The organism is Streptomyces sp. NPDC101776 (assembly GCF_044766845.1).
GTDB lineage: Bacteria > Actinomycetota > Actinomycetes > Streptomycetales > Streptomycetaceae > Streptomyces.
Genome location: NZ_JBIWMV010000027.1, coordinates 32,350 through 54,147 on the forward strand (window position 1 = coordinate 32,350; position 21,798 = coordinate 54,147).

Genomic DNA, 21,798 nt, shown 5'->3' on the forward strand with positions numbered 1-21,798 from the left:
CACCGTAATAACGTCACATCGACAGGAGCAGTGTGATGCGGAAGGTTGTTTCACGGGACGGCACGACAATTGCTTACGAGAAAGCGGGGGAAGGGCCGCCGCTGGTCCTGCTGGGCGGCGGATTCCGCGACCACACGGTCTTCGACTCACTGGTCCCGCTGCTGACGCCGTACTGCACGACCTACGTCTACGACCGGCGCGGCCGCGGCGAGAGCGGCGACTCCCCGCACTACGCGATCGCCCGGGAGGTCGAGGACCTGACCGCGGTGATCGAGGAGGCCGGCGGCCGGGCCGCGGTCTTCGGCGGCTCCACCGGCGGGATCCTGGCGCTGGAGACCGCGCTGGCCGGTGCCGGCATCAGCCGGCTGGCCCTGCTGGAACCGCCCTACCGGATGCCCGGCCACCAGCGGCCCGCCGAGGACTTCTCCGACCGGCTGGACGCCCTGCTGGCACAGGACAGGCGCGGCGAGGCCGCCGAGTTCTTCCTCGCCGAACTCGTGGGCTTCTCCCCCGAGGAGATCGGCCACTGGAAGAACAGCCCCATGTGGGCGGCGAACGAGGCGATGGCCCACACCCTGCCCTACGACACCGCCCTGTGCGGCGACGGCCGCCTGCCCGCCGAACGGCTGGCCTCACTCGACGTGGAGTCCGTCGTCATCAGCAGCGAGAGCACCGGCGGCTGGCTGCTGGCCGCCGCGCAGGCCACCGCCGCCGCCCTCCCCCGCGGCCGGCACCTGGCGCTGCCCGGCGTGTGGCACAAGGTCCCGCCGGAGGTGCTCGCCCCGGCCGTGGCGCGGTTCGTCACCGGGGCGGGACCGGGCACCCCCTGACGGGCCGCGGCCCGCTCCCGCCCCGGGTGTCCGGGCGGGAGCGGGCCGCGAAAGGCCCCGCACCGTCCGTACACGGACGGTGCGGGGCCTTTCGGCCGTCCGCCCCCCGGGCGGCCGGCCCGGGACGTGCGCGTGAGCGGCGCGTGCGGGGTGTGCGGTCACGGCGCGTGCGCGGCGCTCACCAGGGGACGGGGCCGGTGTCGTCCTGGGAGGTGCCGGTCGGGCCCTCGGGGCCGAGGGTGGCCAGGCGTACGGCGACGGCGGCTCCCTGGGCGGCCGTCTGGTGGCCGCGGTGCCCGTTCATGTCGGTGGCCGTGAAGCCCGGGTTGGCCGCGTTCACCTTGATGCCCGTGCCCAGGAGTTCCTTGGCGTAGGCGACGGTGAGCGCGTTCAGGGCGGTCTTCGAGGACTGGTAGGCGACCTGGTTGTAGCCGCTGAACGCGGACGCGAAGTCCGCGTTCAGGGCGAGCGAGCCCACCGTGCTGGACAGGTTGACGATGCGTCCGGCCGGCGAACGGCGCAGCAGCGGCAGCATCGCGTTGGTCACCGCGAGGACACCGAAGACGTTGGTGTCGTAGACCTCGCGCAGCTGCCCGGGAGTGGCCGCGCTGGGCGGGCCGCCGAAGGCGCCGGTGATGCCGGCGTTGTTGACCAGGACGTCCAGGCGGCCGTGGCGCTCGCCGAGACGGCGGGCCGCCCGCGTGAGGGTGGCGTCGTCCGTCACGTCCAGGTGCAGCGCCGCCGCCGTGAGTCCCTCGGCGGCCAGCCGGGCCGCGGCCTGCCGGCCGCGCCGCTCGTCCCGGGCGCCGAGGTGGACCACCGCGCCCAGCCGGCCCAGCTGCCGGGCGATCTCGTAGCCGATGCCCTTGTTGGCGCCGGTGACCAGGACGATCCTCTCCCCGGGCAGGTCAGGCATGCCGGGCCTGCCCGGGCAGAGCGGGGGCGCCGAACCAGCGGGCCAGCGCGCCCTCCAGTCCCCGGGTCCCGGCGCTGCCGCCGCCGGCCCAGGCGACGTAGCCGTCGGGCCGTACCAGCAGGCAGGCGCCGCCGAAACCGTCACCCCCGCCGTCGCCGCCGCCGTCGGGGTCGGGGTCGGGGTGGGGGCGGGCGGAGACGGTGTCGACGCGGTCCGCCCACCCGGCGGCCGCGGCACGCACCCGGGCGTCGTCCGCCAGGTCCAGGAGGACACCGCGGCCCGGGTGCAGCAGCGCGGTCGTGGTGGTCTTGCCGGCGGGACCGCCGACGACGAGCTCACGCCCCGGCAGCCGGCGCCCCAGCAGCGGGTGCCGCCCGGGCCCGACGTCGTAGCGGATGTCCAGGCCGGTCACCATGCCGATGAGGTGCCGGCGCACCTCAGCGTGCTCCGCGAGTTCGCCGAACAGGTCGCGCAGCGGCTGCATCTCCTCGCCGCTGATGTACAGGGCGCGCTGGGTGAGCGTGTTGAGCAGGACGCGGGCGCCGACCGGGTGGCGCTCGGCGTGGTAGGTGTCCAGCAGGCCCGCGGGGGCGCGGCCCTTGATGTCCAGGGCCAGTTTCCAGCCGAGGTTGACGGCGTCCTGCACTCCCGCGCTCATGCCCTGCCCGCCGATGGGCAGATGGATGTGGGCGGCGTCCCCGGCGAGCAGGACGCGGCCCTTGCGGTAGGCGGCGGCCTGGCGGCTGGCGTCGGTGAAGCGGCCCGCCCACAGCGGCCTCCCGCCGCGGATGTCCTCCCCGGTCAGGCGCTGCCAGGCGGCGGCGACCCGGGCGAAGGAGGGCGGCGTGCGGTCCGGGCCGGGCGCGGCGCCCCGCTCGTAGTAGGTGACCCGGAAGGTGTCGGGGCCCTGCTGGAAGGCCAGGACCAGGCCGCCCTCCACCCGCTCGCCGTTGGGGCGCGGGCGCACCCGCACGCCGCTCACCTCGGCGAAGCACATCTCGATGCGCGCGTCGTGGCCGGGAAAGGCGATGCCCGCCTGCTTGCGGACGGTGCTGCGGGCGCCGTCGCAGCCCACCAGGTACCGCGCGCGCAGCCGCGCCGGCCCGCCCGGGCCGGCGGACGTGACCTCGACGTGGTCCTCGCCCGCCGTGAAGGCGGTGACCTCCCGGCCGCGGCGCAGATCCGCGCCCAGTCCCAGGGCCCACGCCTCGAGGACGGCCGTGGTCAGCGACTGGGGCACCCCCTTGGCGCCGTAGGAGCCGCCCTCCACCTCGCGGTAGTCCAGCATCACCCCGCCGAAGTGGCCGACGGGGATGGTGTCGAAGCCGCCGAAGCGGGGCAGCAGCCCGCGCTGGTCGAACGTCTCGATCGTGCGCGCCGTGAAGCCCAGCGCGCGCGACTGGTCGGCCGCCTGCGGCGACTTCTCCAGCACGACGCAGTCCACGCCGGCCAGCCGCAGTTCGCCGGCGAGCATCAGCCCCACCGGGCCCGCCCCGACGATGACGACATCCGTGTCAGTGCTGACCGTGCCGTCAGTGCCGTCAGTGCCGTTTGTGCCGTTTGTGCTGACCGTGCTGTTCATGGTCGACCCCTGTGTGTGGACGGTTGGCTGCCAGTGCCCGGTCGACCAGCGGACCGGCCGCGCCGGTGTAGCCGGCCGGGTCCAGCAGGGCGAGGAGTTCCTCCGGCGTGAACACGCCGTGCAGCTGCGGAAGGCCGGCCAGCACCTCGGCCAGCGGGCGGGACTGCCGGGCCGCCCGCAGCGACGCCCCGGCCAGCAGGTCCCTGGCGGCCGTGCGGCCCAGCCGGGGCGCCAGCACGGCCGCCAGCCGCTCGGAGACGATCTGCCCGCCGCCCGCCGCCAGATTGGCCCGCATCCGCTCCGGGTGGACAGCCAGTCCGCCGGCCAGTTCGACGGCGGTGTGCGCGGCACCGCCGGCCAGCCGCAGGCACTCGCGCAGCGGCTGCCACTCGGCGTGCCACAGGCCCGCCGGGCGTTCGTCCTCGGCGGCCAGGCACTGCGCGAGGATCCCGGCCAGCGCGGGCACCTGCAGGGCCGCGGAGCGGATCAGCGTCGCCAGGACGGGGTTGCGCTTGTGCGGCATCGCCGACGACACGCCCCGCCCCGCACCCGCCGGCTCGCTCACCTCGCCGACCTCGCTGCGGGCCAGCACCAGCACATCCGCGGCGATCTTGCCGAGCGCGCCCGCGGTGTGCGCGAGCGCCGCGCCCAGATCGGCCACCGGGGTGCGCAGCGTGTGCCAGGGCAGCCGGGGGGCGGCCAGGCCCGTCTCGGCGGCGAACGCCGCGGTGAGCTCGTCCAGCACCGTCCCCGCGTCCGCTCCCGGGCCGGCGTACTGGAGATAGCCGGCCAGGGTTCCGGCCGCACCGCCCAGCGACACCGGCAGCCCGCCGTCCGCGACCCGTTCCAGACGCTCGGCCGATTCCAGGACCAGCTGCCGCCAGCCCGCCGCCTTCAGCCCGAACGTGGTCGGCACCGCATGCAGTGCCAGCGTGCGGCCCGCCATCACCGTGTCGCGGTGCGCGCCCGCCAGGCCGGCCAGGGCCACGGCCGTGGCCCGCAGGTCGGCCACGATCAGACGCAGCGCCCGCGCGGCCACCAGCATCGCGCCCGTGTCGAACACGTCCTGGCTGGTCGAGCCGCGGTGCACGTACTCGGCGGCGGCGGGGGCGTGCGCGGCCACCAGCCCGGTCAGCGCCCGCACCAGGCCCACCACCGGGTTGGCCGTCTCGCGTGCGGCCAGCGCGAGCCGGCGTACGTCCAGATGCTCCGCGCGCGCCAGCGCCGTGATCGCCTCGGCCGCGGACGCCGGCACACTGCCGCACCGCGCCTGGGCACGGACCAGGGCCGCCTCCGCGTCGAGCATCGCCTGCAGCCAGGCACCGTCGCCGACGGCCGCCTCCACCGGGGTGCCCGCACGGACCGGGGACAGCAGCCCGGCATCCAGGTACCAGGCCGCCGCACCGGCGGACGGGGCACTCATGCCGTCGCCCCGGCGCTCGTGCCGGCCACCGGGCCCGGGCCCGCATGCCCGGCTCCGGCCGCCAGCCGCACCCCGGCGGGCGGCCGGGCCGGCCCGGGCAGCGCCAGGACCGCCGCCGCGATGGCGTCGGAGTCCTCCAGGGTGACCGAGCCGACCCCCGGCCGGATCCCGGCCGCGGTCACCCAGTGCACCGACTCGGTGGGCACCCCGTAGGCGAAGCGCCGCGGATGCGGCACACCCCGCGCGTCCAGCAGCCGGTAGGGCCGCTCGGTGACATCCAGCCCGCCCGTCTCGTAACCGCCCTCCCCGCTGCCGGGGACGGCGGGGACGCGGTAGGGACGGCACTGGCCGGTGCGCAGCAGATACCCCATCAGCGGGTCGGCGGTGCGGCGCAGGTCGATGTCGGGCAGCCTGCTCTCGATCAGCGTCGTGACCCGCACCCGCACCCCCGGTATCCGCCGCGAGGCGGCCACGAAACACGCCCCCTGCGGGTGGCCGGCGTCCGCGGCCACCGTCAGCCCCGGCCCCACCACGTCCAGCACGCCCGCGTCGATCAGCGCGGCCATCTCCTCGATCCGGGAGGCCGGCGGGCCGATCGAGAGATGGGCGTTGAGCCGGGTGTACCAGCCGTCCAGCTCGTCACGGTGCGAGGAGGCCTCCAGACCGCCGTGGTCCACCGCCAGGCGCACCTCGTTGCGCAGATCCCGCAGCACGTCCAGGGCCGCCTTGGACGGCTCGCTCACATTGCCCGCGCGGGCACGGCGCACATCCTCGTCGAGATGGCCGCGCAGCCAGCCGCGGAAGGCGTCGCGATCGCCGAAGACCCGGGTGCCGTACGGGCTGGCGATCCGCTCCCAGTCCCAGCGCTCCTGACGCCCCACGCCGGCCTCCTCCAGCAGCGCCTCCTCCGCCGCGCCCGGGGCCGCCCGCAGATAGCGGGCGGTGAACCCGGCCACCGCGTCCGGGCTGCAGCGCGCGGCCAGCAGCCGCTCGTAGTAGACGCTCTGCACCTCCTTGGCGATCAGCGGCCACAGGTCGCGGCCGAAACGCAGCGGGCGCCGCTGCCCGGACGGCGAGCGCAGCGCCGCGACGTGCTCGGCGGTCAGCAGCCGCGGCAGATGCCGGCCGTGGGCGCCCTTCTCGTTCTCACCGCGCGCCTGGTAGGGCACCCCCCGCCGCGACCCCGCGTACAGGCGCGGCTCGCGGCCCGAGGGGTGATAGACGAGCCGGCCGCCCCCGGTGCGGGTGAAGACACCGCCACGGGCATGCGTGAACAGCGCCATGTAGTCGAAGAAGTTCAGGCCCAGCCCGCGCAGCAGGACACTCTCACCGGGCCGCACCGAGGACAGGTCCGCATCGGCGGGGTTGGCCGGGGGCAGATAGGCCAGAGCGTGCCGGGCCGCGAAACCCGCCAGCTGCCGTTCGGCGCCGGTGAGGCGGGCCGGCACATGTCCCTGCGCCAGCACCACCGCCGACAGCCCGGCCAGCAGCGTGCCGTCCTCCAGCGTCACCGTCTGCGCCCCCGCCGCGTCCGCCCCCGGACCGGCAGGCCCGGCAGGCCCGCCGGGACCGTCGGGTCCGTCGGGTCCGTCGGGTCCGTCGGGTCCGTCGGGTCCGTCCAGGGCCACGGCCCGCACCGGGTGCACGCGCACCGTGATGTGCGCGGCCGCGTTCGCGGTGACCCGCTGGAACACCCAGTTCAGGTACTGGCCGTACAGGGCGCGGGTGGGATAGGTGTCGGGCCCCAGGTCGCGGGCCTCGGCCAGGGTCTCGTCGTCGTAGGGCTGCCCCGACTCCGCCGTCAGCGCGCTCGGCCCCAGCGCCTTGGCCCACTGGTACAGGCTCGGCCCCTCCTCCAGCGGACCCGCTATGGGCACACTGGCATCGGTGTAGACCGTGACCTGGGAGGCGACGGTGTTCATCAGCAGGTGACGGGACTGGTCGGGGCGCCACACCCGGCCCGCGCCCGGCGGCCCCGGATCGACGACATGGACGACGATGCGCTCACCGCGCGGCGACTTCCGCTCCTGCGCGCAGATCCGCTCCAGTACGGACAGCCCGCGCGGTCCGGCGCCGACCAGGCACACTTCCAGACGTCCGCTGCTCACAAGGACACTCCGCTCGGCAGTCGGGGACGGCGGCGCCCGCGCGCCGCGGCGGCACGGGGCCCGGCATCGTCCCCGGAGATCAGGGTGGGTTCCCGGAAGTCCGGGCAGAACGAAACGGCCGCAGTCATCGGCGGCCCGTCACAGGCACCGGCGAACCGGCCCGGACACGTCCGCGTACACCGTCCACAGCGCCTCCTTCCCCCGCCACCGTCGGCCGGGGCGCTCAACCAGGGCTCGGATCCGGCTAGGGCCTGTGTCCGGCGGACCGGGCCTCAGGAGGGAGTCGATGCGATGGGGTCCCCCGTGCGAGGCCGTTCGGGCGTGGGGCAGCCGGCGCGTGACGGCGACGCCGCTGGGGGTCCCCCACGCCTTCAGGCAGTGGGGAGGGCGTGCCACGCCCCCGCGTCCGCGACAGGATCGCCGGACAGGCCCCGGGGCCGCCGTGCCGGAGGGGGACCACCGGGGCGGGCGGCCGGGCCCGGTCCGCGAGGCGGGGCAGCAGGGCGGCAGGGCGGAACGAAACCACCGTTCCTAGTCAGTGATCAGGAGTGAGTCTTGGACCCATGTCCTGGCACTGCGCGCATCCCGAACGGTTTTGGGTGCGCTGGTCGCCCGCGTTCTGTGTTCTGTCTCCGTTCGGGCACGTGCATCGTGTGCACGCTCCGTGACGGGATGGCGGGTTTCCTCGCGTCCTCGGGTACCACGGTCGGCCTGGACGGTCCGATGCCCCGCACGATCACTCCGGTCGTGCGGGGGCGGTGCCGTCCGTCGCCGGATCGGATGCCCAAGGGCGCGTCGTCCGATCGCGATACCGGCGGCATCGTGACGGGACATCTTTCGGCGCGGGGTGACCAGCGGCTTCTGCCAGTGCTGGCCTCCCCACCGGGAGGTATAGGCCGGGTCGACGGCGACGATCGACAGGCCGGCTTCGGCGGCCATGGAAACGAGGCGGGCCTTGAGCTTTCCGGTCGGGATGCTGGAGATGAGCTGACGGAACCGCTTCTTGCGGCCGTGCTTCTCCCGGGTCTTCTCCGCGGTGAAGTCGAGGTCTTCAACGGCGATGGCGGCCACGCCGCACCGCTTGGCCCAGTGCAGGATCCGGGTGATGGCGTGCCGGATCTGCGCGTCCCGGTGATCGGCTGTGCCAGACAGGTCGTAGAAGAAGCGGTGCGGCTCACCCACCGGGTTGCCGTGGATGTCGAGGCGGTAGGCGGCGAAGTGGTCGGCGTTGGTGTCCACGCCGATCATGCCCGCCGCTCGGGCCGTCTCCAGCGGCACCGTCTGGACGACGGGCCGTTGCCACGAGGCGGTGAGGTACCAGCGCCCGCGCCCCGCGTCCAGGTGGATGCGGTAAGCCACGGCCCGGTTCGCTTCCACACGGTCGGCCCACTCCTCGCCCCGGTGTTTGAATGCCACGGTGGAGGTCAGGACGTACCGGCCATACCTGGCGTTCGCGTGGTGGGCGAGCGTGGCAGGCAGCTTGATGGACAGTTCGCCATCGGGGGTGACGCGGATCGTCTCGTTCCCGAACCGTTTCCCCGACTCGCCGTCAGCGGCCAGGAACCAGCGCTCGGCCTCCCACCGCTGCCGCCACCCGGTCTCGGTGAGCCGGGCCTTCCCGAGATTGTGCCGGGTGTTCGCGAGGCGCTTGCCGCCCCGCACGACCCGCACCCGCCCCGTCTGCCAGTCCCGGGCGGCAGCATTATGCCGGGCCTCCAAAACGGCCAGACGGCGGGACTTGGCGTGCCACTCGCTCTTCGACCGGTAGCCGCCCGGCGCCCGCTTCGAGCCTTTCTCCCCCAGGGGGAGAGACAGCCGGTGCCGCAGCATGCGGATACCGGCTTCGAGATTGTGGACGTACGCGGCCTGGCACCTGCGGGCGAGTGCCCACTGATCGTGTGTGGCCTTCGTGATCGTCCCGGCGATCCGCGAGGACGACTCTTTCGTCAGATCCCGCTTACGCGCTGCCCATGTCTCGTTGGAGTGTTCGTGTCCGTCCGCGCAACGCCGCTTGAGGTCACGGGAGGCGAGCGCGCCCTGATAGCCCCCCACCAGGCGCAGGATCGTGTCGTCCTCGGGTGTGAGGTGCTTGAGACGGTCGCGGACAGCCACGCCGGACGGGCCGAGGGCCACGAACGGCACGTCGATGGCCCTGAGCTGCTTCTTCCGGGGCTCAGCCATCCTCGGCCGCCGCCTGGAGAGCCTTCTGCGCCCGATTCTTCGCCGAGCGGCGGCCGTACAGGCGGGCACAGAACGAGGTCAGCACCTCCACCATGTCCCGGACAAGGTCGTCTTCGACTTCACCGTCATCAAGGACGACCAGACGGCGGCCGGTCGCCGACAGTGCGGCCTCGACCAGCTCAACGTTCATGCGGCCGAGCCGGTCCTTGTGCTCCACCACCACGGTCGTCACGTCCGGATCGGCCAGCAGACGGCGGGCCTTGGCATGCGAGCCGTTCATCCCCGAGGCGATCTCGGACTCGACCCGCACCACCCGGTGACCGGCCTTCACTGCCCACGCCGACAACCGGGCCGTCTGACGCTCAAGATCCGGCTTCTGCTCATGCGAGGAGACACAGGCATACAGCCCGACACCACCCGTTACAGATGGTGAGGAGTTTGCCTCGATGTTCACCAGGATGGTGCACGGCCCGACTCGTTCCGCAGGGACCGGCAGAGTGCCCTCACGGAACCAGCGGTACGCAGTCCGGGGAGCAATCCCCTGCGCCCGTGCCCATCCCGTCAGGTTCATAAGCCAAGATCGCACACTACTCATTACCTGTAAAAGACACTCCTGCAGCACTCATCCACCAGGCAGTTCTCGACCCGTGGGAAACCCCTCCTGCGGCGGGGTGGTGCCGCGGGAGGGGTGCCGGTCCTGCGCGGGGTCGCCGCGGCCGGCCGGCCCGCCCCTGCGCACGGCCGCTGCCGCGCGGGGTCGCCGCGCGGCGGGCCGCCGCAGGGAGGGGTTCCTTGTTCGAGGGGCTGCGCGGGGTCGCCGCGCGGCGGGGGCGGGGCTCAGCCGAAGGAGATGTCGGCTCCGACCTGGCCGGTCGTGTCGTTCCAGGCCACGACCTGGCACTGCACCACGGTGCAGTCCGCCCAGCTGACCGCCCCGGTGCCGTAGTCCGTCGCCTGGAAGGCCTTCTGGACGGTGGGGGTGACCTGGAAGGCCCCGTTCGCGTCGACCGTGGCGACCACGTAGGCGGCGGCGCACCGGGTGCCGGCGACGCATTCGGCCACCGCGACCTGGCTGCCGGCCGTGTAGCCACTGCCGTCGACGGTGACCGACTGGCCGTCGGACAGACCCGCGGCGGGCGTGACGGACACGGCCGGGGCGGCCGACGCGGGAGCGGTGGCCAGGGCGAGGACCGCGGCGACACCGGCGCCGAGGACAACCGGCCTGGACAGACGCGAACGGGTGAGCTGCATGAAGACTCCACATCGTGTGCGGGTGCGAAAGACGCGTGAGGGATGATCACGCACCATCAGGTTCGCGGCGGCCGGCCGAGGCCCGCTCGAGAAGCACTCGAAGCACCGTCCACGACAGCGCCCCGCCCGCTGGTGCGGGACACGGGCATCAGGCGCCTGTCAGCGCCGCGTCAGAGCGCGCGGGAAGGATCGGACCCGGGGCCCGAGCCGGCCGCTGCCCCGCTCTGGCCGGGATGCCGCAGGGGCGGGCCCGCCCCCCGCCCACCGGCGCGCACCGGCGCGCGGGCTTCCCCTGCCGGCCGCCGGGCCACGCCGTGGCGGCGCGGCCCGGTGCTGCGCGGTGCATGCGGGGCCGTGCCCGACGAACGAGAACCGGATGCGGCTGCCCACCGGTCGAAGCCGGTGGCCGCCCTGAAAGGAAACCGATGCTCCAGCAGGTCACGCCCGCACACCGCACCGGCAGCTCGGACGGTCTGCTCGCCCTGCGCGACACGGTGCTGCGCCACGCGCCCGTGCACACGGTGCGGCTGGCCGACGTGAGGGTCTCCTTCACCCCGCGTCTGGCCGGGGTGGACGGCGACTGGGCGCTCACCCTCGCCGAGGTGGAGACACCGCTCCCGCCGATCCTCGTGCACCGCCCCACCATGGCCGTCATCGACGGGCTGCACCGGCTGCGGGCCGCCCGGCTGCGGGGACAGGAGCACATCGACGCCCGGTTCTTCGACGGCTGCCAGGAGGACGCGGCGCTGCTGGCGGTGGCCGTGAACGTCGTCCAGGGACGTCCGCTGTCGCAGGCCGACCGGATCGCCGCCGCCGAACGCGTCGTCACCGCCCGCCCGCAGTGGTCGGACCGGGCGATCGCGGCCGTGGCGGGCCTGTCCGCGAAGAAGGTCTGCACCGTACGGGCGGGCCTGAACGGTCTCCCGCCGTGCGAGCGCCGGGTCGGGCTGGACGGCCGGGCCCGGCCGCTGAACACCGCGCAGGGCCGCGAACTGGCCGGGCAGCTGCTGCGGGCCGACCCGCGGGCCTCGCTGCGGACCGTCGCCCGCGAGGCGGGCATCTCGCCGGCGACCGTCGCCGACGTACGCGACCGGCTGCGGCGCGGCGACGACCCGGTGCTGCCCGCCCGGCGGGGTGCCGCGGACGGCCACGGCCCCCACCGGGAAGCGCGGCCGGCGCGCGAAGAGGGGGCGGGGGCGGGGGCGCCCTCGCGCGGCGCTGCGGGGAGCAGGTCGCCGGGCGAGCTGTCCGTCCTGTTCGAGGCGCTGCGCCGGGACCCCTCCCTGCGGCTGAACGAGGTGGGCCGCTCCATCCTGCGGATGCTGGACGCCTGCTCGCTGATCGCCCGCGACCGGGCGCGCATCATCGCCAACCTGCCGCCGCACTGCACCGGTCAGCTGGCCGACCTCGCCGACGGCCACTCCGAGCTGTGGCGGGTCTTCGCCGACGAACTGCGCGCCGGCGAGGCCGGGGCCGGGCGGGAGAGGTGACGCACGGCGGGCGGACGGCGCCCCTCAGCCGTCGCCCAGCCTGAAGCCCACGCCCCTCACCGTCACGATCCACCCGCTGCCGCCCAGCTTGCCGCGCAGGCTGGAGACGTGGGTGTCGACCGTGCGGCGCGACCAGGTGTCGCCCCACACCTGCTTCAGCAGCTGCTTGCGGGGCACCACCGTCCCGGGGTACGCGGCCAGCAGGCACAGCAGGTCGAACTCCTTGCGGGTCAGGGCGACCCGGGTGCCGTCCACGGTGACCTCGCGGGAGGCCGCGTCGATGTGCAGCCTGCCGTGGCTGATGGCCGGCTGCGCGGCGGGCTGCCACCGGGCGCGGCGCGTCACCGCCTCGATCCGGGCCATCAGCTCGCGCAGCCCGTAGGGCTTGGTGACGTAGTCGTCGGCGCCCGCCTGCAGGCCCAGCACGCAGTCGAGTTCGGAGTGGCGGGCGGTGACGATGATGACGGGCACCCGGCTGACCCGGCGGATGGCGCGGCAGACCTCCAGGCCGTCCAGGTCGGGCAGTTCGAGGTCGAGCAGCACCAGATCCGTGTCCTGGTGCGCCTGCAGCGCACCGGCGGCGTGCCGGACGCAGGTCGGCGCGTGGCCGTGGCGGCGCAGCTGGTCGGCCAGGGTGTCGGCGAGGGCCGCGTCGTGGTCCACCACCAGCACGCGCCCCGCCGGCGGCACGCCGGCCGGGGGGTGGGGGGCGGGCGGCGGGGCGGTGTCGGGCAGCAGCCGGATCCCGTGCGGGGCGATGGTGCGGGGCAACGGCCGTGGCGGTGACGCGTTCTGGGTCATGTCTCCCCCGGAGGAAGGGTCCGCGCCGCCCGCGGACAGGGCTTCACCGGCCGCGGCGGCGGGCGGCCACGCCCCGGGCCCGGGCCCGGGCGGGTGCCGCTACGGGTTGAGCACCCACGCCGAGGGGTGGGACGTGAACCCGAGGTGCGGGTAGTAGGCGGCGGCCGCGGGCGCCGACAGCAGCACGATCTTCGCGGTCGGGGCCTCCTTGCGGGTGGCGTCGATCAGCGCCCGGCCGATCCCCGAGCGCTGCCGGCCGCGGGTGACGGCGATGTCGGACAGGTAGGTGACGTAGGAGAAGTCGGAGATGCTGCGGGCGATGCCGATGAGCGTGCCGGCCGTGTCGCGGGCCACCAGCACGAGGTTGGCGCCGCGGACCATGGCGGCCATGCGGTCCCGGTCCTGCACCGGGCGCCGCTCGCCCAGCCCCGAGGCGTGATACACCGCCAGCACCTCGTCCAGGTCGAGGTCGCTGCCCTGGGCCCGCTCAACTGTCCAGCTCACGGAGGTTCTCCAATCGGTCGCGGATGACGTCGTGGTTGACGAGGAAACGTTCGGGCGCGAGGCCGGGCAGGCGCAGCCCCTGCCCGGCCAGCGAGGCGGCGAAGGACTCGCCGGTGGCGATCGTGCGGTTGGCGGCGGCCTGCACGGAGCGGTAGGCCCGCTCGCGCTCCACGCCCTGGCCGAGCAGGTCGGCCAAGACGGCGGAGCTGTGCACGAGGCCGCCCGTCTGCTCGATGTGGGCGCGCATCCGGTCCGGGTGCACGGTCAGCTCCTGCACCAGGTCCGCCGCCGCCGTCACCTGGAAGTGCCCCACGCACAGGCTGTCGGGCAGGATCACCCGCTCCACGCACTGGTGGGCCAGATCGCGTTCGTGCCACAGCGCCACGTTCTCCAGTGCCGTGTCCGCGTAGCCGCGCAGCAGCCGCGCCAGTCCGCACAGCCGCTCGCTGGTGGTCGGGTTGCGTTTGTGCGGCATCGCGCTGGAGCCCTGGTAGGCCGCGCCGCGCCCCTCCTCGACCTCACGGACCTCGGTGCGCTGCAGCAGCCTCAGCTCCAGCGCGATCTGCTCCACGCAGGCGCCCAGCAGCGCCACCGCCTGCAGCAGCTGGGCGTGCCGGTCACGGGCGACGACCTGGCTGGGGGCCGGTTCGACGCCCAGGCCCAGCGCCGCGCAGACGGACTGCTCGACCAGCGGGTCGATCAGCGCGTACGTCCCCACCGAACCGGACACGGTGCCCACCGCTATGGCCTCGCGGGCCGCGGCGAGCCGCTCCACCGAGCGCTGCACGGCGAACGCGTAGCCGCCCAGCTTGTGCCCGAAGGTGGTGGGCTCGGCGTGCACGCCGTGGGTGCGGCCCACCATCACCGTGTCCCAGTGTTCCAGCGCCCTGGCGGCCAGGACGTGGCGCAGCCGTGCCGCGGCGGCCAGCAGCAGGTCGGCGGCGCGGGCCAGGGTGTGGCCGAGGGCGGTGTCGACGAGGTCGTAGCTGGTCATGCCGAGGTGGACCCAGCGGGCCGAGTCCTCGGGCAGGTTCTCGCAGTAGGCGGCGAGAAAGGCCAGCACCTCGTGCTCGCGTTCCTTCTCCAACTCGGCGACCCGGGCCGCGAGCGGTACCGGTGCGGCCTCCATGTCCTGGACCGCCTGCTGCGGGACGTGTCCGAGGCGGGCCTGGGCCTGGGAGGCGAGGATCTCGATCCGGACCCAGGTGGCGTAGCGGGACTGGTCGGTGAAGAGGTCCGCCATCTCGGGCAGTGTGTAGCGGGCAATCATGGCCTGGCCTTCGTCCGTGGGCTGATGGGAGGGCCCTCCCGGGCCCCTGGAGGACCGGGGGGCCGGGGGCGCGGGGGTGCGGGGGCCGGGGGGGTCAGTAGGTGCCGAAGTACTCGCGCTGTTCCCAGGCGGTGACCTGGCCGGGGGCGGGTGCGGCCTGCAGGCACCAGGCCTCGTAGCGGTGCAGTTCGCTCTCCTTGAGCCGGGCCAGGGTCGCCGCGAGCGGCGAGCCCAGCAGGTGGGCGGCGCGGCCGGCCCGGAACGCTTCCAGGGACTCGCGCAGCGACTGCGGCACCAGGCCGGCCGGGCCGGCCGGCGGCGCGGGTTCGGCGGCGGGTTCGGCGGCGGGGTCCCCGGTGAGTCCGGTGAGTCCGGCGAACAGCTGGGCCGCGACGGCGAGGTAGGGGTTGGCGCAGGGCTCGCCGATCCGGTTCTCGATGCGGGCACCCGCGCCGGTGCCCACGACACGGAGCATCGCGGTGCGGTCCTCGACGCTCAGCCCGGGCCGGGTGGGGGCGAGCGGGTGCCCGGCGGCCAGCCGGCGGTAGCCGTTGACACTCGGCACGGACAGCAGGCACAGCTCGCGGGTGAAGGACAGCAGGCCCTCGGCGTAGGCCTTGCCGCTGGGCGAGAGGCCGCCGGCCGCCGGCCCGGCGGCGAACAGCGGCCGGCCGTCCGCGTCCAGCACCGACTGGTTCAGGTGCCAGCCGCTGGGGTCGGCGCCGTCCAGGCGCGGCTGGGACATGAAGGAGGCGTGGTGGCCGCGCCGGGCGCACCACCGTTTGGTGACGGTGCGGAACAGCAGCATCGCGTCGGCCACGTCCAGCGCGGACATGGGGCTGAACGTCGTCTCGACCTGGCCGGGGCCCGACTCGTGCTCCATCGTGCGCACCGGCAGGCCGAGCTGGAGCAGGTGCAGGGCCAGCGGGTCGGTCAGGGGTGCCACGGTGTCGTAGGCGGCGTCCAGGTTGAACTGGTAGCCGGCGTTGACCGCCGCCACCCGGGGGGCCTCGCCCTGCAGGCCGAAGCCGTTGCCGGTGTTTCCCGGCGCGTCGTCGAGGCGGCGGGTGAGGTACCACTCGACCTCCAGGCCCACCACCGGGCTGAGGTTGTGCTCGGCGTAGCGGGCCGCGGTGCGGCGCAGCACGGCCCGCGAGGACAGCGGGTGCGGGCGGCCGTCGCGCAGGTACTCGTCGCCGATCACCCATGCGGTGCGCGGCCCGTCGCCGGGCAGCAGCTGGAAGGTCAGCGGGTCGGGGACCAGGACGAAGTTGCCGGCGCCGGCGATCTCGTCGACGCCGGTGCCGTGCTCGCCGGTGAAGTCGACGGCGACGGCGTGGCCGGTGTCGAAGACGAAGGGGCCGGGGCTGAAGTTCATGCCCTCGCGCAGCGCCGTGCGGAAGGCGCGGGCGGTCAGTGTCTTGGAGCGGGCCAGCCCGTGCGGGTCGCCGAAGACGAGGCGGACGAAGTCGACCTCGTCGAGGCCGGCTTCGATCTCGGCGGCGGCGGCCGTCCGGGCCGGGTCCCACAGGGCGTGGTCGGCGACGAACGAGGCGCCCGCCCCGCCGCCTTGGACGGAGGGGGAGGGCCATGACCTGGCATACATGATTCACAGGCTCCTTTCGGCGAGGGAGAGCAGGGACCGGCCGCCCGGCGGTGCGGGCAGGTGCACGGCGGGCGGCGGCGGGGCGGCGAGGTCGGCCTCCAGGCGGCGGGCCACCGTCAGGACCAGGTCGTCGGCGCCGACCGGGCCCACCAGCTGCAGGCCGGCGGGCAGTCCGGCGCGGGTCAGCCCGGCCGGCAGGGACAGGGCCGGCTGGCCCGTCATGTTGAAGGGGTAGGAGGCGGGCGCCCAGTCCAGCCACAGCAGGTCCCGCGGGTCGGCCGCCCACGGGGGGCCGATCTCGGACGCGGCGAACGGCTCGACGGGCACGGTGGCCATGGCCAGCAGGTCGTAGTGGTCCATGACCGAGCGCAGTGTGCCGCGCAGCTGCTGGCGCACGTCCTCGGCGCGCATCACGGCGGTGCCGCTGAGGGTGCGCCCGTGCCGGACGATCTCCAGGCGGCCCCGGTCGATGTGCTCCTCGTCCTGGGGCCGGGTGCCGGCCGCCTCGGACGCGGCGAGGATGTCGACCAGCGCCGGGTAGATGCTGTGGCAGCGCACCTCGACGTCCTCGACCCGGTGGCCCTGGCCGGCCAGGACGTCCCGGGCCCGCTCGGTGACGCGGCGGATCTCCTCGTCCGTGCCGTCGTACTCGATCCAGCCCACCCGCAGCGCCCGCCCGTCGCGGGGCACGTCCAGCGAGCCGAGCCCGGAGTCGGGATCGCTGCGGTGCGGGCCCGAGACCGCCTGCGCCAGCAGTGCGGCGTCCTCGACGCTGCGGGCGATGGGGCCCTGGTGGGCGAGCCGGTCGGCGCCGTTGGGGAAGTAGGGCACCCGGCCGTAGGAGGGCTTGTAGCCGACCACGCCGCAGAAGGCGGCCGGGATGCGGATCGAGCCGGACCCGTCGGTGCCCAGCGACCCGTCGCACAGGCCGGCCGCCACCGCGGCGGCTCCCCCGCCGCTGGAGCCGCCCGCGGTCAGCGCCGGGTCGTAGGGGTTGCGGGTGGGCGGGGCGGCACGGCTGACGGTGGAGGCGCTCCAGCCGTGCTCGGACGTGGTGGTCTTGCCGACGACGACCGCGCCCGCCGCGCGCAGCCGGGCGACGGCCGGAGCGTCCTGCGGGGGGCGCGGGTTGGGCAGCAGCGAGCCGCGGGCGGTGGGCAGGTCCCGGGTCTGCAGCAGGTCCTTGACGGAGACCGTGACGCCGAGCAGCGGCATGTTGCGCCAGGCGTCCGGGCCCAGTTCACGGATGCGGGCATCGGCCTGCGCGGCGGACTCGAGTGCCTCCTCGCCGGCCACGGCGACGAACGCGCCCAGCACGTCGTTGCGGTGGATGTCCGCCAGGACGGACCGGACGTGTTCCACGACGGAGATGTCTCCCCGCCGCAGCAGCTCCAGGGTGTGGCTGACGCCGCGGGCGGTGGCCATCGGGCTTCCTGCCTTCCTCTTCGTCCATCGCGTCCATTGCGTCCATCGCGTTTTCCTACGGTGCCCGGCGGCGCCGCGGGCCGTGTTCCACCGGGCGTCTCAGGCCGCACGCGGGGCGTGCTCGGGCCCGGCCGCGCCGGTGGCGGCGGTGGCGGGCGGGGCGCCGCCCGTGATCGTCGACCAGTGCCAGAGCGAGTCGAAGGCATTCACCTCGACCTGCTCGCCGGCCGTCACCAGCGCGGCGGCCAGGCCGGTGGCCCGGGCCAGGAACGCGGACACCCGGTGCGCGGCGAGCAGGTCCTGCTCGCCGAAGGGGACCCCGTCGCAGCGCAGCAGCCTGAGGTCCATGAAGCCGTTGAAGCGGCGCCCGTCCACCTCGACGGCCTGCGGGGAGCGGATGGAGAAGCGCACCTTGTTGTTGACGTGCCCGTGGTGGTGCTGGTCGGAGTAGAACGCGACGTCCGGGACGGTCGGCGGCACGAAGTGGTCGCGGGCGATGACCTCCGCCACCCGGGGCACGTTGCCGGCCACGAAGTGCCAGGAGTTGTACTGCATCCGCGAGGACATCGCCCACGCCGCGTCCGCGAGCGCGGCGGCGGAGTCGGCGAAGTGCCGGCGCGCCGAGGGGCGGGGCACCACGCAGCAGAAGAAGCGGGTGATGTCCCAGTCGCACAGCTCCGCCCAGCGCTGCTCGCGCAGCGCGGTGACCAGGTCGGGCAGCGAGCGCATGCCCCGGCTCATCGCGAAGTCGGCCTCGAAGACCTCCGCGCAGGCCGCGACGCTCTCGTAGACGAGGGATTCCAGACCGGTGCCGAAACCGCCGTGCGGCCGGGCCAGCCAGTGCGGTGAGGCGGCCGTGCGGGCGCCGAGTTCCTCCAGCGTGGTGCCGCTCAGCGGGAGCCGCTCCCGCAGCCGCCCCGCCATCGCCTCCTCGCGGGCGCGGGCCACGGCGCCGGGCGCCCCCGCCACGCGTTCGGTCTTGTGCATCAGGGCGCCGTGGATCTCGCGGTAGAGCTGGGCGGTGGCGGCGACCCGCGGGCGGCGCTCGCCCAGGGCGGCGGCCAGCACGTCCAGTGCCGCCACGGAGCCGTCGGCGGCCGGGGCCAGGGGGGTGTGGCCGGGCACGCTGTTGTAGAGGCGGCGCACCCGCTCCAGCATGTGGGCGACGTGGTCCAGGGTGAGCTGGGTGCCGTTGGCCTCCTCGACGCGGCCGAAACCGGCCGAGCGGATCAGCAGGGTCAGGCAGACCAGCAGCTGCACGTCGTGGTCCGACCACAGCTCCAGGGGCAGCGCCTGCAGGCCGGTGAGGGCGCAGTCGGGGTGGCCCGGCCACAGCGTCTTGCCGGTGAGGGTGTTGGGGCCGCGGAAGTTCGTGTACTGCCTGTCGTCCTGGTAGAGGACGAAGGGCGCGGTGCGCAGCGCGGCCTCCTTCGCCTGCTCCAGCAGTGCCTCGCGGCCCGCCGCCCCCTGCTCGTGGAGCCAGCCGCGGCAGTCGGCCGCGGCGGCGGCGGCGCGGGCGGCGGCCGCCCGCCGCTCCTGCCGGTAGGCGTCCAGGACGGCACGTGTCCACGGCACCCGCAGCACACCGCCGACCAGGCCGTCCTTGGCCAGCGGCGGCTGGGAGGGCACCCGCAGCACGATGCGGCCGCTGGTGGACAGGGCGATCTCGCCCCGGAACACCACGGGCCCGGGCGCGGCACCCCGGGCCGCCGCGGCCGCGGGCGGGGCGCTGTCCTCGCGCCAGGTCAGCGCGCACAGCGCCCTGAGGGCGGCCTCGTCGCAGGCGGCCAGGGCGCGCAGCTGCACGTCGGCGGGGACGTGGCCGTCGAGGGTGAGCAGGGTGCGCACCGTCGCGTGCAGGTCGCCGGCCTCGACGGCGCGCTGCCAGGCCCGCCGCAGCAGTCCCGGGAAGCCGGCGTCGGCCTCGCCCACCCGGTCCGGTTTGGCGGTGGTGCCGGCGGGTGTGCCCAGCCGGCTGGGGCGGCGGCTGACGCGTTTGCGGGTGTTGGCGGCGCGGCGGGAGGCGCGCCCGTCGGAACCCGTCACGAGGTGCCTCCGGCGGTCAGTTCGATGTGGTTCCACAGGGCGTCGTCGGTGGGCGTCCAGTCCTCGTCGACGTAGATGCAGTCGACGGGGCACTCCAGGACGCAGACGGGGCAGCCCGAGCACAGCTCGGGAACGATCACGACGTCCAGGCCGCGGTCGAAGATGGCACCGAACTCGGCCGGGCAGCCGCGCAGGCAGGAGTCGCAGGTGATGCACTCGGACGTCTCGATGCGGCGCGGGGGCTTCTTCCAGGTTTCGGTGCGGGTGCGCTCGGCAATCCGCCGGGTCCGTGCGGACAGCGCGGTCGGCGAGGCTTTCATTTCCACGGGCGTGACCCCTTTTTCTGAGTCTTTGACGACCACAGCCGGACTTGACCTGTCCGATGCTCGCCCGCCCCTCTCAACCGGTCCCGGAGCGCCGGTCGGAGGTGGCTGGAGCCCGCACCCGGAAGGGTGTCCGCAGGGCCGCGCGGACACGGGGAGGAGCGTCTCGCGGGCGGTCGAGGAATTCCCCAGGAAGCCTCCAGAGGGCGTCGAGTCCGCTGCCTATCGTGGAAAGGGAAATGCTGGGTCCCTTCCGGCGGTCGGGACGACATTCACGCGCTCACCATTCCTGGAGGAATCGCATGCCCGAATTGCCGCCCCCGCATGTCGTGAGGGCCGTGGAGAAGAACCGGGCGGAGCTGCAGCGGCAGGCCCGGGAGCTGGCGCCGCCGCCGTTCGCCCTGCTGGAACTGGTGATGGGCTCCATGCTCACGCAGGCAGTCCACGTCGCCGCGAAACTGCGGTTCGCCGAGACCCTCACCGGCGGGCCGCTGCCGCCCGCCGAGATCGCCCGGCAGGCCGGCGCCCACGAGGAGGCCGTCGCACGGGTGCTGCGGCTGCTCGCCGCCCACGGCGTCTTCGAGGCCCTGGACGACGGCACCTACCAACTGACGCCGATGGCCGACGCACTGCGCGCCGACCATCCGATGTCCATGCGCGACATCGCCGTGCTGATGGGCCACCCCATCCACTGGGAGGACTGGGGCCACTTCCTGGACACGGTCCTCACCGGCGAGCCGAGCCTGCCCAAGCTGCGGGGCATGAGCGCCTTCGAATACCTGGAGCACAACCCCGAGTACGGCGCGGTGTTCATCAACGGCATGGGCAGCATGTCCAGCACGGAGACCGCACCCGTCACCGCGGCCTACGACTTCTCCCCGTTCGCGACCGTCGTGGACTTCTGCGGCGGGCAGGGCGGCCTGCTCGCCGGCATCCTGCACAGCACGCCCGGCATCCGGGGCATCCTCGCCGACCCCCGGGTGGCGGCCAACGGCGCCGCCGAATTCCTCGCCGGCCAGGGCGTGGCCGAGCGGGTCACCACGCACGACGGCGGTCTGTTCGACCCGGTCGTCACCGGCGGCGACGCCTACGTCCTCAAGCACATCGTGCACGACTGGCCCCAGGAACAGGCGCTGCAGATCCTGCGCAACGTGCGGGCGGCCATGAAGCCGGACGGCAGGCTGCTGCTGGTCGAGATGGTGGTGCCCGAGGACGACGCGCCACACTCCGCCAAACTCGTCGACCTGTGGCTGATGCTGCTGGTGGGCGGCAAGGAGCGGACCGTCGCCCAGTACACCGACCTGCTCTCCCGGGCCGGCTTCCGCCTGGAGCGCGTCGTGGAGACGGCCGCCGCGGTCTCCGTCATCGAGGCGATCCCGGTCTGACCGTTCCTCATCAGTGAGCAGGAGTGAGTCCTGGACTCACTGCCCGGCACCGCGCGCATCCCGAACGGTTTTGGATGCGCTGGTCTCCCGCGTTCCCTTTTGGTGACCCGGTCGGCGGCGTGCATCGTGTGCACGCTCCGTGACGGGTGGGCGGGTTTCCTCACGCCCTCGGGCACATGGTCCGGCCTGGACGGCCCGATGCCCGCGACGATCACTCCGGTCGTCGCGGGGCGGTGCCGTCCGTCGCCGGATCGGGTGACCCAGGGCGCGTCGCCCGATCGCGATACCCGCGGCATCGTGACGGGACATCTTGCGGCGTGCGATGGTCAGCGGCTTGCGCCAGTGCCGGCCGCCCCACATGGAGGTGCAGGCCGGGTCCACGGCCACGATGGACAGGCCCAACTCCGCCTCCAGCACGACGCCATCGACCTCCTCAGCCACGCCCCCCGCAACCCCGCCGAGGTCACCGGCAAGTCCGACGGCGACGAGGAGCCCCACCCCTCTGCGCCGCAGCCGTCCGCTGACGTTGCCGTCAGCCACGGCAGCTGTAGTTCGTGACATGTGGAGTTCCTGTCATGCGATGGCCGCTGCCGTGAGGTCGTTCCAGCGGTGGCGGCAGGCCGTTGCGTGATGCTGGGTGGCGGCGACGCCAGTTCG

General features: G+C 74.5%; 17 protein-coding genes and 1 pseudogene. 3 read left to right on the plus strand and 15 right to left on the minus strand.

Annotated features, from left to right (window positions below; all coding sequences use genetic code 11):
* Window positions 1–35: 35 nt before the first annotated feature.
* Complete coding sequence (locus ACIRRY_RS45980) at window positions 36–830, plus strand: alpha/beta fold hydrolase (protein ID WP_403985362.1); 795 nt, start codon at window positions 36–38, stop codon at window positions 828–830.
* Window positions 831–1,008: 178 nt separating this feature from the next.
* On the opposite strand, the gene ACIRRY_RS45985 is transcribed toward ACIRRY_RS45980, so the two are convergent.
* The 7 genes from ACIRRY_RS45985 to ACIRRY_RS46015 all read right to left on the minus strand — a co-directional run bounded on the left by ACIRRY_RS45985 (window position 1,009) and on the right by ACIRRY_RS46015 (window position 10,291).
* The gene (locus ACIRRY_RS45985; protein WP_403985364.1) at window positions 1,009–1,746 is read right to left on the minus strand and encodes an SDR family oxidoreductase; all 738 of its coding nucleotides are present in this window, start codon (window positions 1,744–1,746) and stop codon (window positions 1,009–1,011) included.
* Entirely contained in the window at window positions 1,739–3,328 is a 1,590-nt protein-coding gene (locus tag ACIRRY_RS45990) for an FAD-dependent monooxygenase (protein ID WP_403985366.1), read from the minus strand. Before ACIRRY_RS45990 ends, ACIRRY_RS45985 begins: the two co-directional genes overlap by 8 nt.
* Window positions 3,288–4,751 carry a 3-carboxy-cis,cis-muconate cycloisomerase gene (pcaB, locus tag ACIRRY_RS45995; protein ID WP_403985368.1) on the minus strand — a complete coding sequence of 488 codons (1,464 nt, stop codon included), beginning with the start codon at window positions 4,749–4,751 and terminating at the stop codon, window positions 3,288–3,290. Before pcaB ends, ACIRRY_RS45990 begins: the two co-directional genes overlap by 41 nt.
* Window positions 4,748–6,859 (minus strand): FAD/NAD(P)-binding protein, encoded by a 2,112-nt coding sequence (locus ACIRRY_RS46000; protein ID WP_403985369.1) that lies wholly within the window; start codon window positions 6,857–6,859, stop codon window positions 4,748–4,750. The genes pcaB and ACIRRY_RS46000 overlap by 4 nt, the downstream gene beginning before the upstream one ends.
* 531 nt (window positions 6,860–7,390) lie before the next feature.
* Window positions 7,391–9,040 (minus strand): IS200/IS605 family accessory protein TnpB-related protein, encoded by a 1,650-nt coding sequence (locus ACIRRY_RS46005; protein ID WP_403985371.1) that lies wholly within the window; start codon window positions 9,038–9,040, stop codon window positions 7,391–7,393.
* The gene (locus tag ACIRRY_RS46010) at window positions 9,033–9,611 is read right to left on the minus strand and encodes an IS607 family transposase (RefSeq protein ID WP_403985373.1); all 579 of its coding nucleotides are present in this window, start codon (window positions 9,609–9,611) and stop codon (window positions 9,033–9,035) included. The genes ACIRRY_RS46005 and ACIRRY_RS46010 overlap by 8 nt, the downstream gene beginning before the upstream one ends.
* Window positions 9,612–9,877: 266 nt before the next feature.
* Entirely contained in the window at window positions 9,878–10,291 is a 414-nt protein-coding gene (locus tag ACIRRY_RS46015) for an enediyne antibiotic chromoprotein (protein ID WP_403985375.1), read from the minus strand.
* 425 nt (window positions 10,292–10,716) lie between these two features.
* Here ACIRRY_RS46015 and ACIRRY_RS46020 point away from each other — a divergent pair, with 425 nt between their 5' ends.
* Window positions 10,717–11,781 carry a transcriptional regulator gene (locus ACIRRY_RS46020; protein WP_403985377.1) on the plus strand — a complete coding sequence of 355 codons (1,065 nt, stop codon included), beginning with the start codon at window positions 10,717–10,719 and terminating at the stop codon, window positions 11,779–11,781.
* Between the two features lie 24 nt (window positions 11,782–11,805).
* Here the strand turns inward: ACIRRY_RS46020 and ACIRRY_RS46025 are convergent, their stop codons facing one another.
* The 7 genes from ACIRRY_RS46025 to ACIRRY_RS46055 form a co-directional block, all read right to left on the minus strand.
* Window positions 11,806–12,582 (minus strand): response regulator transcription factor, encoded by a 777-nt coding sequence (locus tag ACIRRY_RS46025; protein ID WP_403985379.1) that lies wholly within the window; start codon window positions 12,580–12,582, stop codon window positions 11,806–11,808.
* A gap of 99 nt (window positions 12,583–12,681) precedes the next feature.
* Entirely contained in the window at window positions 12,682–13,086 is a 405-nt protein-coding gene (locus tag ACIRRY_RS46030) for a GNAT family N-acetyltransferase (RefSeq protein ID WP_403985381.1), read from the minus strand.
* Window positions 13,070–14,356, minus strand: coding sequence for an adenylosuccinate lyase (purB, locus tag ACIRRY_RS46035; protein ID WP_403985383.1), 1,287 nt, complete (start codon window positions 14,354–14,356; stop codon window positions 13,070–13,072). Before purB ends, ACIRRY_RS46030 begins: the two co-directional genes overlap by 17 nt.
* 94 nt (window positions 14,357–14,450) lie before the next feature.
* Complete coding sequence (locus ACIRRY_RS46040; RefSeq protein ID WP_403985385.1) at window positions 14,451–15,962, minus strand: glutamine synthetase; 1,512 nt, start codon at window positions 15,960–15,962, stop codon at window positions 14,451–14,453.
* Between the two features lie 3 nt (window positions 15,963–15,965).
* Window positions 15,966–17,387, minus strand: coding sequence for an amidase (locus ACIRRY_RS46045; RefSeq protein ID WP_403985387.1), 1,422 nt, complete (start codon window positions 17,385–17,387; stop codon window positions 15,966–15,968).
* A 99-nt stretch (window positions 17,388–17,486) separates the two neighbouring features.
* Window positions 17,487–19,433: a hypothetical protein gene (locus tag ACIRRY_RS46050; RefSeq protein ID WP_403985389.1), complete on the minus strand. Its 1,947-nt coding sequence runs from the start codon at window positions 19,431–19,433 to the stop codon at window positions 17,487–17,489.
* Complete coding sequence (locus tag ACIRRY_RS46055) at window positions 19,430–19,753, minus strand: 4Fe-4S dicluster-binding protein (protein WP_403985503.1); 324 nt, start codon at window positions 19,751–19,753, stop codon at window positions 19,430–19,432. The genes ACIRRY_RS46050 and ACIRRY_RS46055 overlap by 4 nt, the downstream gene beginning before the upstream one ends.
* A 305-nt stretch (window positions 19,754–20,058) precedes the next feature.
* On the opposite strand from ACIRRY_RS46055, the gene ACIRRY_RS46060 reads away from it, so the two are divergent.
* Window positions 20,059–21,141 (plus strand): methyltransferase, encoded by a 1,083-nt coding sequence (locus tag ACIRRY_RS46060; protein ID WP_403985391.1) that lies wholly within the window; start codon window positions 20,059–20,061, stop codon window positions 21,139–21,141.
* Between the two features lie 36 nt (window positions 21,142–21,177).
* On the opposite strand, the pseudogene ACIRRY_RS46065 reads toward ACIRRY_RS46060, so the two are convergent.
* Window positions 21,178–21,540, minus strand: a pseudogene (locus ACIRRY_RS46065) (IS200/IS605 family accessory protein TnpB-related protein); the annotation flags it as partial.
* Between the last annotated feature and the right edge of the window lie 258 nt (window positions 21,541–21,798).

Excerpts from the sequence above, each read along its gene's own strand:
- ACIRRY_RS46025 (WP_403985379.1), bottom strand. The coding sequence starts at position 12,582 with ATGACCCAGAACGCGTCACCGCCACGGCCGTTGCCCCGCACCATCGCC.
- ACIRRY_RS46005 (WP_403985371.1), bottom strand. The coding sequence starts at position 9,040 with ATGGCTGAGCCCCGGAAGAAGCAGCTCAGGGCCATCGACGTGCCGTTC.
- ACIRRY_RS46020 (WP_403985377.1), top strand. The coding sequence starts at position 10,717 with ATGCTCCAGCAGGTCACGCCCGCACACCGCACCGGCAGCTCGGACGGT.
- ACIRRY_RS45990 (WP_403985366.1), bottom strand. The coding sequence starts at position 3,328 with ATGAACAGCACGGTCAGCACAAACGGCACAAACGGCACTGACGGCACT.
- purB (WP_403985383.1), bottom strand. The coding sequence starts at position 14,356 with ATGATTGCCCGCTACACACTGCCCGAGATGGCGGACCTCTTCACCGAC.
- ACIRRY_RS46010 (WP_403985373.1), bottom strand. The coding sequence starts at position 9,611 with ATGAACCTGACGGGATGGGCACGGGCGCAGGGGATTGCTCCCCGGACT.
- ACIRRY_RS45980 (WP_403985362.1), top strand. The coding sequence starts at position 36 with ATGCGGAAGGTTGTTTCACGGGACGGCACGACAATTGCTTACGAGAAA.
- ACIRRY_RS46055 (WP_403985503.1), bottom strand. The coding sequence starts at position 19,753 with ATGAAAGCCTCGCCGACCGCGCTGTCCGCACGGACCCGGCGGATTGCC.
- ACIRRY_RS46015 (WP_403985375.1), bottom strand. The coding sequence starts at position 10,291 with ATGCAGCTCACCCGTTCGCGTCTGTCCAGGCCGGTTGTCCTCGGCGCC.
- ACIRRY_RS45985 (WP_403985364.1), bottom strand. The coding sequence starts at position 1,746 with ATGCCTGACCTGCCCGGGGAGAGGATCGTCCTGGTCACCGGCGCCAAC.
- ACIRRY_RS46040 (WP_403985385.1), bottom strand. The coding sequence starts at position 15,962 with ATGTATGCCAGGTCATGGCCCTCCCCCTCCGTCCAAGGCGGCGGGGCG.
- ACIRRY_RS46045 (WP_403985387.1), bottom strand. The coding sequence starts at position 17,387 with ATGGCCACCGCCCGCGGCGTCAGCCACACCCTGGAGCTGCTGCGGCGG.
- ACIRRY_RS46060 (WP_403985391.1), top strand. The coding sequence starts at position 20,059 with ATGCCCGAATTGCCGCCCCCGCATGTCGTGAGGGCCGTGGAGAAGAAC.
- pcaB (WP_403985368.1), bottom strand. The coding sequence starts at position 4,751 with ATGAGTGCCCCGTCCGCCGGTGCGGCGGCCTGGTACCTGGATGCCGGG.